This window comes from Bacteroidota bacterium, from assembly GCA_020402865.1.
Classification (GTDB): Bacteria; Bacteroidota; Bacteroidia; order Palsa-965; family Palsa-965.
Genome location: JADBYT010000040.1, coordinates 58213 through 68037, shown reverse-complemented (window position 1 = coordinate 68037; position 9825 = coordinate 58213). Strand labels below are relative to the sequence as shown.

The 9825-nt window shown below is 49.3% G+C and carries 7 protein-coding genes; 4 read left to right on the top strand and 3 right to left on the bottom strand.

What is annotated here, in order from left to right:
• The coding region (locus IM638_19810; protein MCA6365289.1) for a gliding motility-associated C-terminal domain-containing protein at nt 1-2581 on the top strand (2581 nt) is incomplete at its 5' end.
• Nucleotides 2582-2662: 81 nt separating this feature from the next.
• A complete protein-coding gene (locus IM638_19805; protein ID MCA6365288.1) occupies nt 2663-3187 on the top strand; it encodes a metallophosphoesterase family protein in 525 nt (174 codons plus the stop codon).
• On the opposite strand, the gene IM638_19800 is transcribed toward IM638_19805, so the two are convergent.
• Nucleotides 3167-3589, bottom strand: a complete 423-nt coding sequence (locus IM638_19800; GenBank protein MCA6365287.1) for a DUF4293 domain-containing protein — start codon at nt 3587-3589, stop codon at nt 3167-3169. The genes IM638_19805 and IM638_19800 overlap by 21 nt on opposite strands.
• A 292-nt stretch (nt 3590-3881) precedes the next feature.
• Between IM638_19800 and rho the strand changes: the two genes are divergently transcribed.
• Together rho and IM638_19790 are read left to right on the top strand one after the other, a co-directional pair.
• Nucleotides 3882-5903 (top strand): transcription termination factor Rho, encoded by a 2022-nt coding sequence (gene rho, locus IM638_19795; GenBank protein ID MCA6365286.1) that lies wholly within the window; start codon nt 3882-3884, stop codon nt 5901-5903.
• A 1-nt stretch (nt 5904) separates the two neighbouring features.
• Nucleotides 5905-6384 carry a DUF4199 domain-containing protein gene (locus IM638_19790; protein ID MCA6365285.1) on the top strand — a complete coding sequence of 160 codons (480 nt, stop codon included), beginning with the start codon at nt 5905-5907 and terminating at the stop codon, nt 6382-6384.
• A gap of 39 nt (nt 6385-6423) precedes the next feature.
• Here IM638_19790 and IM638_19785 read toward each other — a convergent pair whose 3' ends face one another.
• Complete coding sequence (locus tag IM638_19785) at nt 6424-7794, bottom strand: peptidoglycan synthetase (protein ID MCA6365284.1); 1371 nt, start codon at nt 7792-7794, stop codon at nt 6424-6426.
• Between the two features lie 86 nt (nt 7795-7880).
• A complete protein-coding gene (locus tag IM638_19780) occupies nt 7881-9761 on the bottom strand; it encodes a gliding motility-associated C-terminal domain-containing protein (GenBank protein MCA6365283.1) in 1881 nt (626 codons plus the stop codon).
• Between the last annotated feature and the right edge of the window lie 64 nt (nt 9762-9825).

The window sequence follows — 9825 nt, the reverse complement described above, 5'->3', positions numbered from 1 at the left end:
CGTTACAGCCAGCGGCGGCACGCCCGGCTATACATTCAGCTGGAACCCGGCGGTGACCAACACCACATCAGGCAGCAGCAACACCGCCACCGGACTCGCCGCAGGCACCTATGTGTGTACCATTACTGATCTCAATGGCTGTATCACCACAAACACGATTGCAATTACCGAACCTACGGCCATTGCCCTCAGCGTAAGCACCGTGCCTTCTAGCTGTGGCAACCCGAACGGATCGGTAACAGCCACTGCATCGGGAGGAACGGGTACACTTAATTATTTGTGGACACCCGGCAACTATTCAACGGCAACGGTAAACAACCTTTCAGCCGGCCCATACACCGTAGTAGTAACCGATGGCAATAACTGTAGTGCAACAGCGCTTGCCAACATAAACAACCTCGGCTCGCCGGCGGTAAACGTAACCGCGTTTACCAGTGTATCGTGCTTCAACGGAAGCGACGGAACTGCCACATCGCTTGCCAGCGGAGGTACCGGCCCGCTCTCCTGCACATGGAGTAACGGCGACAGTACCTGGGCCATTGCCAGCCTTCCCGCAGGCACTTACGTAGTTACCGTAACCGATGCCAATAACTGCACGGATACTGCATCAGTAACCATTACACAACCTACGCAGGTTACTGCTTTGCAAACTGTAACCAGCGTATCCTGCTTTGGCGGAAACAATGCCACAGCCACGGTTACCGGAAACGGCGGCACAGGTGCATTCACTTTTAGCTGGAATCCGACAGCAGCCAACAGCACGAGCGGAAACAGCAACACGGCCACTGCACTTGCTGCCGGCACTTATGTATGCACGGTAACTGATGCCAACAACTGCTCCGTAACTGAAACCATTGTAATTACTCAACCCACCGCACTGGCCGCACAGCTTACCGCTACGGATGCAAGCTGCAATGCCGGCTGCAACGGTACACTAGCCGCAACAATAAGCGGCGGCACACCGGGCTACACCTACAACTGGTCATCAGGCTGCACCACGGCTAACTGCAGCAACGTTTGCGCAGGCACTTATACGCTCACTGCTACCGACTCACTGGGTTGCACCATTACCGACAGCGTAACCGTAAACGAACCGGCTGCAATGAGTGTACAAATGCAGTCAACCGCCGCATTCTGTAACCAGGCCAATGGCTATGTAAATGCCATTGGTTCGGGCGGAACAGGGAACCTGAGTTATGTATGGAATCCCGGCAACCTTGCCCAGCAATCGTCAAACGTAATTCCTCCGGGCTCCTACACGGTTACCGTTACTGACCAGAACAATTGCTGGATTACTGATAGTGTAACCGTAGCCAATACACCCGGTGTAACATTAGCGGGCAATCCCACAACCGCTGTATCATGCTACAACGGAAACGACGGTGCGGCAAGTGTAACTGCCACGGGCGGCACAGGTCCGTACACGTATGCATGGACGCCCAACGTGAGTACCACCTCGGCAGCCACTTCACTTGCTGCAGGAAGTTATGTAGTGCTTGTGGCTGATTCGGCTGGATGTACTTCTACCGCAACTGTTGTGGTTACACAACCCGTGCAGCTAACGGCTACGGCCACAACAGGTCCTGCCGCAGTTTGTGCCGGACAGCAGGTTACACTTACCGCTACGCCATCGGGTGGTACGCCCGGCTACACAGCCAACTGGCAGCCCATTGGCGTAAACAACCTGCAAACAACCTATGTACCGGCTGCCTCAGGCTCATTTACGGTAACCATTACCGACCTCAACGGCTGCACCACAACTGCCACCACATCGGTAGTTGTGAATCCGCAGCCCGTGCCGCAATTCAGTGGAACACCTACACAGGGCTGCGCGCCGTTATGTGTAAACTTTACTGATTTAACCGGAGCCGGAAGCTGGGTGTGGAACTGGGATTTTGGCGACGGCAACACCGGAACAGGAAGCGGTACACCCACCAATTGCTACACACAACCGGGCAGCTACGATGTACAGCTTACAGTTACTGATCCGGCTACTGGTTGCACAGGCACAATTACACAAACAAATTTTGTAACCGTTTTTGCAAACCCGGTAGCGGCCTTTGGTTTAACTCCCGATAATGCTACAATGGTAAATCCCACCATCTTCTTCAGCGACTCATCAAGCGGAGCTGTGGCATGGAACTGGAGCTTTGGCGATTTACTCAACTCAGCATCTACCGATCAGAATCCGTCGTTTGCTTATCCTTCCGCCGGCTGTTATGAGATAACACTTACTGTGACCAGCGCCGACGGCTGCACCGATATTGCCACCGATAGTGTGTGCATTGGACTTGAAGCTACGCTGTTTGTGCCCAACGCCTTTACACCTAACGGCGATGGCGACAATGAAGTGTTCCAGCCGCTGGGTATTGGTCTGGATCCGAATGAATATCAGTTATGGATATACGACCGTTGGGGAAATATGATCTTCTTTACCGATAATCCGCAAACCGGCTGGGATGGCCGCGCCAACGGCGGTACAAATATTGCGCAGGAAGACGTATATGTGTGGAAACTGAAATGTGTGGATATTACCGGCCAGAAGCACAATAAACTGGGTACGGTAACACTCATTAAGTAAATAATAATGATCAACGAAAGCGGCCGCAACATACATTGCGGCCGCTTTCGTTGTGTGCATGATCTGTCTTACTTTTGAGCGATGAAAAAAATACTCCTCCTTTCCGATACGCATGGCTATATGGATGAAGCCATACTGCGGCATGCCGAGGCCTGTGATGAAATATGGCATGCCGGCGATATCGGAAATGTGGAAGTAAGCGATATGCTGGAAAAGAAAAAACTGTTCAGGGCAGTGTATGGCAATATCGACGGGCAGGATATACGTATCCGTTATCCGGAAACCATCCGTTTTGTGTGCGAAGGAATGGATGTGTTAATGACTCACATTGCCGGAAAACCCGATACCTATGCCGCCAATGTGAAACAGATTTTGCAGCACCGTCCGCCACAGGTGCTTATTTGCGGGCATTCACATATCCTCATGGTAAAGCGTTCGCCGCGGTTCGGGTGTTTGCATCTTAATCCGGGTGCGGCAGGCAAGCACGGATTTCATCATGTACGCACCATGCTGCGCTTTGAGATCGACAAAGGCCGGATGAGCAAAATGGAAGTAATTGAACTTGGCCCGCGTGCCGAACTTAAATCAGCGAAGACGGTCGGCTGAGCGTACAAGTTCTTCGTCGCGGCGAATGAAGCGGGAAGCGGCAAAAAACAGAAGGATATTTAGAGGCACTATGTAAATGCCAGCCGCAAATGTAAGCACTGAGTTTTCCTGTGAGAAAAGTACAGCAGGGAGAAATACATCGGCCGCAAGCACCAGGGAAGAAAGTATCATTCCCAGCGTGCAGAACTTAATTTGCTGCGGGCGGTTTGTAAACTGAAAAATGGTAAATACGGCCCAGCCTGCAGGAAGCAGATTAACCAGAAGGGCCAGAATATTTCCGGTTAAGGTAATTCCGGTTTGCACCTGATCTTTACCATTTACATAAAACACAGGCACAAACAGGAGTACTAGGGCAATAATTGCCACTGCAGCCAGAAAAAGCGATTGTACACGTTGAAGCATATAGCGAAGGAATTAAAAATCGGTCAAAATTGACTAAATGGCCTGTATTCCGCAAATGATTTTTTTTCACCGGAGTAGTTGCAAGCGATTATTCTTTGTAATATTGCAGCAGTTCCATCAGGAACTAATCGTCGGAAACCGGTTCCGGTTTCTTTGTTCCAAAAAAATATTCTATTTAACTCATTTAGATAGTTCCACGTCGGGTTCGGGTTTTCACACAGTTTTTTTCTCCTACCGTGTTTGTTCTTCCCCAATCCTGTCAATTCTGACAAAACACATTTTTTCAAAAAGCATGTACGACATTATCGAGCTGAACAGCAAGCTGGTTGGCGAATTGCGTGAAATCGCACGACAGTTAAACGTCCCCAAATTTGAAACACTTAAAAAACAGGAACTGATTTATCAGATCCTGGATTTGCAGGCAGTAGCCGGTGCGGCTAATTCAACGCCAGGCGAAACTACCCCGGAAGGCGAGCAGCAACGTCCCCGCCGGGGACGCAAGCCCAAAAGCGAATCAGCGGGCAATACCGAAACGCCTGATCTTTTTGAAGCCAAGCCTGATCCCCGCTTTGTATCGCTCGAAACTGAGACCGAAAAGAAACCCGAATCAGACGCTAAAACCGACGAGGTAAAACCTGCCGAGAAAAAACGTTTGCCCGATCCTGATCTGAGCGCCATTACAAGTGATGTAGTGCCGCCTGCCGCTGAAAATCAGGAACAGCAGCAAAATCAATTCCCCCCCAAACAGCACCGCGACCAGCAGCAGAAACCTTATCAGCAGGGGCAGCAAAAGCCCTATCAGCAAGGCCAGCAGCAGCAGCGCCGCGATCAGCAGCAGAAACCCTACCAGCAAGGCCAGCAACAGAAGCCTTACCAGCAAGGCCAGCAGCAGAAGCCTTACCAGCAGGGCCAGGTTCCCCCGCCCCCGCCCCCGGCATACCAGCAGCCCCCCGCTTTCATCCAGGCGCAAAACGGCCCTCCTGTTGATCCGCAGCAAACACCCGTGCCGCCTCAGCAGCAGCAGCAGCCACAACAACAGCAACCTCAGCAGCAGCAACAGCCCTACCAGCAAGGCCAGCAGCAGCAACCCTATAACAACGGCGGAAACAACTTCAACCGCCAGAACAACCCTAATTTCCAGAACCGTCAGCAGCAGCAACAGCCCAAGCAAGACGATTTCTACAGCTTCGATAACATGGTAGCCTGCGAAGGCGTGCTGGAAATTATGCCCGATGGCTATGGCTTCCTGCGCTCGTCAGACTACAACTACCTCAACTCGCCCGATGATGTATATGTATCGCAGTCGCAGATTAAACTCTTCGGCCTCAAAACCGGCGATACCGTGCGCGGTGCAATTCGTCCGCCCAAAGAAGGCGAGAAATATTTCCCCCTTACCAAAGTTGACAAAATCAACGGCCGCGACCCCGGCGTAGTGCGCGACCGTGTGCCTTTCGACTTCCTCACCCCGCTTTTCCCCAAAGAGAAATTCAACCTCAGCGGAAGCAACGCACGCATGAAAGCCCCGCTCTCAATGCGTGTAATGGATATGTTCACACCTATCGGTAAAGGCCAGCGCGGCCTGATTGTGGCGCAGCCGAAAACCGGTAAAACCATGCTGCTGAAAGAAGTAGCAAACGCCATTGCCGACAACCATCCGGAAGTGTATCTGATGATTCTGCTCATCGACGAACGTCCGGAAGAAGTAACCGACATGGCACGCAGCGTACGCGCCGAAGTGATTGCCTCAACCTTCGACGAACCGGCCGAACGCCATGTGAAGATTGCCAACATCGTACTCGAAAAAGCCAAACGCCTTGTAGAATGCGGCCACGATGTGGTTATTCTGCTCGACTCCATTACCCGCCTTGCGCGCGCCTACAACACCGTGCAGCCGGCTTCAGGTAAAGTGCTTTCGGGCGGTGTGGATGCAAACGCACTGCATAAACCCAAACGTTTCTTCGGTGCCGCACGTAAAATTGAAGGCGGCGGATCGCTCACCATTATTGCCACGGCGCTTACCGATACCGGCTCGAAAATGGACGAAGTTATTTTCGAAGAATTCAAGGGCACCGGTAATATGGAACTGCAACTCGACCGCAAGCTGGCCAACAAACGCATTTTCCCTGCTATCGACCTTGTGGCTTCATCAACCCGCCGCGACGATCTGCTGATGGAGAAAGACGTGTTGCAGCGCATCTGGATTCTGCGTAATCACCTTGCCGATATGAATCCGATTGAAGCCATGGAATTCCTCCGCGACCGTATGAAAAACTCACAATCAAACGAGGAGTTTTTGATTTCGATGAACGGATAATATGCGTTTGAAAGCCTATCATATTTCAAGCCTCTTTGGCGGCATCCTTACCCTTGCCGCATTGATGCTGAACGCCGCGCTTAAACCAACCGGCGCATTCGGCACGATCCTCTACTATCTTCCTATGCTTTTACTGATTGCGTCTATTTACGCCGCAGTAAAAATTAAAAGACGTGAAGAGGACGATTTCATTTCTTTCAAAACTGCTCTTCAAACCGGTTTCGGCGCCGCAATAATCGTTACGCTGTTCTTTGCAGTGGGCTGGTTCTACGGTATTAACAACGAAAGCATGGGAGCGCAGTTACTCAAACTGAAAGAAGCCGGAAAATCCAATAAAGAGATTATTGATTTATTTCGGACCATTACGCCCTCCAATATCACAAACAGGGTATTGATGTTCGTCATCATGCAACTGCTGATGGGCTTCTTTATCACGATGGGAACTGCTTTGATTCTCAAAAAAGAAAAGCGCACATTGTAAAAATCGAAACGGATGTCACTTATGGCATCCGTTTCTGTTTTATTTCACCGGATCAACTGCTGCCGCAAGCTCATCAAAATTTACGCCATCAAAATTCCCGGAAGTCATAAGCAGCAGCACACTGTTATTCCAGCTGTGCTGCTTTAGTTCAGCCACCAGTGCCGCCGAATCAGTAGATACTTTAATATCATCTCTTGCAAAAGCCTGTTTTACCTGCGCCTCAGTGATTGGCGGAAGCTTTTTGTGCGCAATGGTGTGCGGATTGAAATACACATAAGCCACATCGGCAGTGTTCATTGCACCATTATACTCGGCAAGAAATTCGGCGGTGAGGCTGCTGAAGGTGTGCAACTCCATGCAGGCTACCAGCGTGCGCTGTGGAAATTGTTTACGCACTGCAGCGGTAGTGGCCTTAAGCTTTGAAGGCGAGTGCGCAAAATCCTTGTAACAATTAAATGATTCTGATTTGCGCACCAGTTCAAGTCTGCGTGCGGCTCCTTTAAACGATTGTATGGCGGCATCAAACTGCTGATTGGTGATGCCTGCTTTCTCACAAATCAGGCGCGCACCTTCCATGTTCATCAGGTTGTGATCGCCAAACACCAGCAGCGGCACCCGACGGCCATCTTCGCGCAGCAGCGTGGTGGTACCGTTTACAATTTCGTGTGCGGGAATGCCGTATTCCTGTTTATTGAGATTGTGCCCGGGCGTATGCTCCGCCGTTTCTTTCAGCACCTCATCATTACCGCAATAAATCAATGTACCGCCCTCTTCAATTTTATCAATGAAGATGCGGAATTGATCCACATAATTATCGAACGTGGGAAATACGTTTATATGATCCCACGCAATGCCGCTGAGCAGTGCAATGTGCGGATGATAGAGATGAAATTTCGGACGGCGGTCAACCGGCGAGGCAAGGTATTCATCGCCCTCCAGCACGATAAATTTTGCATCACGCGTCATGCGCACCATTGTATCAAAACCATCGAGCTGTGCGCCCACCATGAAATCGGTGTCGATGCCACAGTGTTTAAACACATGCAGCACCATAGCCGTGACAGACGTTTTGCCGTGGCTGCCGCCAATTACAATACGCGTTTTATCGCGGCTTTGTTCGTAGAGATAATCCGGATAGGAATAAATGGTAAGACCGAGTTCCTGCGCGCGCAGCAGTTCGGGATTATCGGCACGGGCGTGCATGCCCAGAATTACGGCATCCAGTTCAGCAGTAATTACATCAGGATTCCAGCCTTCGTATGCAGGCAGCAAGCCTTTAGCCAACAAACGGCTGCGCGACGGTTCGCGTATTTCGTCGTCGGAGCCGGTTACGTGATAGCCTTTTTCGTGAAGGGCAAGCGCCATGTTGTGCATGGCACTGCCGCCAATGGCAATGAGGTGAATGCGCATGCCTGCAACTTAGCAGAAAAGCAGGCTGCCGCCGCAAAGCAGTTTCTTATGTTTTAAACAGCAGCGCGTTAGCTTTGTCGTAAACATTATCTTTCAAGATGGAAAAATGTACGGTATTCCTGTTTTTCCTGCTTACAGTTGGTTACGCGAAGCGTAGCAAAATAGACTCCTTCATTGCATTCGTTCCCATCAAACTTTCCATCCCAGTTTACTTCGGGATTTATTGAAGTAAATAACAACCTTCCCCACCTGTCAAATATTCGCATTTCAAATTCTTCAGTGACAATATCGCCCTGATCATAATAATCATTTGTGCCATCGCCATTGGGTGTAAACACGTTGGGTAAAATAATCTCCGCAAGGCCATCGGCAATGATTATTCTTACCGTGTCATATACACCTTCGCAAGTCTGGTCAAAAGATGTCCAAAGAAAAGTATATGTGCCCGGGGTTGAAAATCCGGAGGCAGTTGTATTCAAATCACCGGGCGAATTAATCGTCACACCAACCGGCCCTGAAAGTTGCGACCACATACCTGAGAGTGTGGTACTGGCAGTTAATTCCACCTGAGTAACGGGCAAACATAAACTCTGATCTTCACCTGCATTTACCGCATACCCTCCTGTACAGTATGGATCAGGTGTGTAAACCCATACAGAATTAAAATATAGCGGATTCGTGAAAGAATGTATCCCCATAAACATCCACAACCTACCTTGCTTGTCGCGCATACCTCCACCACCCGACATTCCGTGCGGGTAATTTGATGGTGAGGCTTGCTGAATGTTACCGTAATTTCCCAGCTGGTTAATGGTATATCCCCCGGTGTATGTGAATTTTTGTGTGTTGGGATTAAACATCCACATATCATTAAGCGGGTAAATGTCAAAGTAAAATCCTCCGTAGAGCCAAAAATTTCCACATGCATCCACCCAACAGCCATTGCTTTCAGCCCTTGTGGATGGAGTAATTGTATCTGTAATACATTTGAGGTCCACATTTACCAGCGAATCTTGAACCTGATCACCAGCCATCCAGGTCCACATATTGGCAGCAGGATTATACATCCACATGTCTCTAGTAGCAAAATTCCAATAATCGCTACCTCCAAAAAGCCAGAAGTTTCCCTGTTTATCTGTCCAGGAAATATTATTCCATCTGCCTCCGGGTGTGTTTGCCGGAGAAGCCACATTCTTTGTACCATACACCGGAGGAACAGAATTTATCGCACTGGTTCCATGCAGCCATATCCATTCGTTGGTGGCGGGTGTATATTTCCACACTGTATTTTTGAGACCTCCAATTCCTCCAAACATGTATAACTCGTTGGAGTTTGACACCCAGGTTACTGCACAACAAGTACTTGGAGGTTCATTAGAGGGCGATGAAACATTGATAGTGCCATAATTGCCAAGATAATTACTCGTGAGCGATCCTTTAAGCCATGTCCATTCGTTTGAAGTCACATTGAATTTCCACAAATCACCCAATTGTCCGTATCCGGTTGCGTAATATCCATAACCACCAAATAAATACAAATCACCATTCTGATCTATCCAACTCATACCCGCAGTTCTTGCTGAAGGATTATTAACGGGTGATGGCTGTCCTTGTGTACCAAACACTGATAACTGATCGGGAATTCCCGGCCCTTTTACCCATGTCCAGTTCAGGGTAGCTAAGTCGAAGCACCATAAATCAGAATACATTCGGTTGAGGTAATCTACGCCACCAAAAATCCAAAATTTGCCCCGGGTAGTATCTGCCCATTTATAAACACCAGACAATCCCGGAGGATTGTTTGCCGGCGATGCCACGCCCTGCACACCATAAATGGATGGCGGATTAGGTAAGTCACTTCCCTTCATCCATACCCATTGCCCGTAATTTTGCGAATACAGGGTATCGGGCAAAAGCAAAACAAGAATAAGAAGCAATACCAGAAAACGAAATTTTGCCAGATACATAGTCAACATATTCTCTTGAGATTTTGGAGTAATTGAACTTTCAATAATAAGAAAAAAAGCCACA

What these genes read in the sequence shown, in the direction of transcription:
- IM638_19800 (MCA6365287.1), bottom strand. Translation starts at nt 3,589, where the DNA reads ATGCTTCAACGTGTACAATCGCTTTTTCTGGCTGCAGTGGCAATTATT.
- IM638_19805 (MCA6365288.1), top strand. Translation starts at nt 2,663, where the DNA reads ATGAAAAAAATACTCCTCCTTTCCGATACGCATGGCTATATGGATGAA.
- IM638_19790 (MCA6365285.1), top strand. Translation starts at nt 5,905, where the DNA reads ATGCGTTTGAAAGCCTATCATATTTCAAGCCTCTTTGGCGGCATCCTT.
- IM638_19780 (MCA6365283.1), bottom strand. Translation starts at nt 9,761, where the DNA reads ATGTATCTGGCAAAATTTCGTTTTCTGGTATTGCTTCTTATTCTTGTT.
- IM638_19785 (MCA6365284.1), bottom strand. Translation starts at nt 7,794, where the DNA reads ATGCGCATTCACCTCATTGCCATTGGCGGCAGTGCCATGCACAACATG.
- rho (MCA6365286.1), top strand. Translation starts at nt 3,882, where the DNA reads ATGTACGACATTATCGAGCTGAACAGCAAGCTGGTTGGCGAATTGCGT.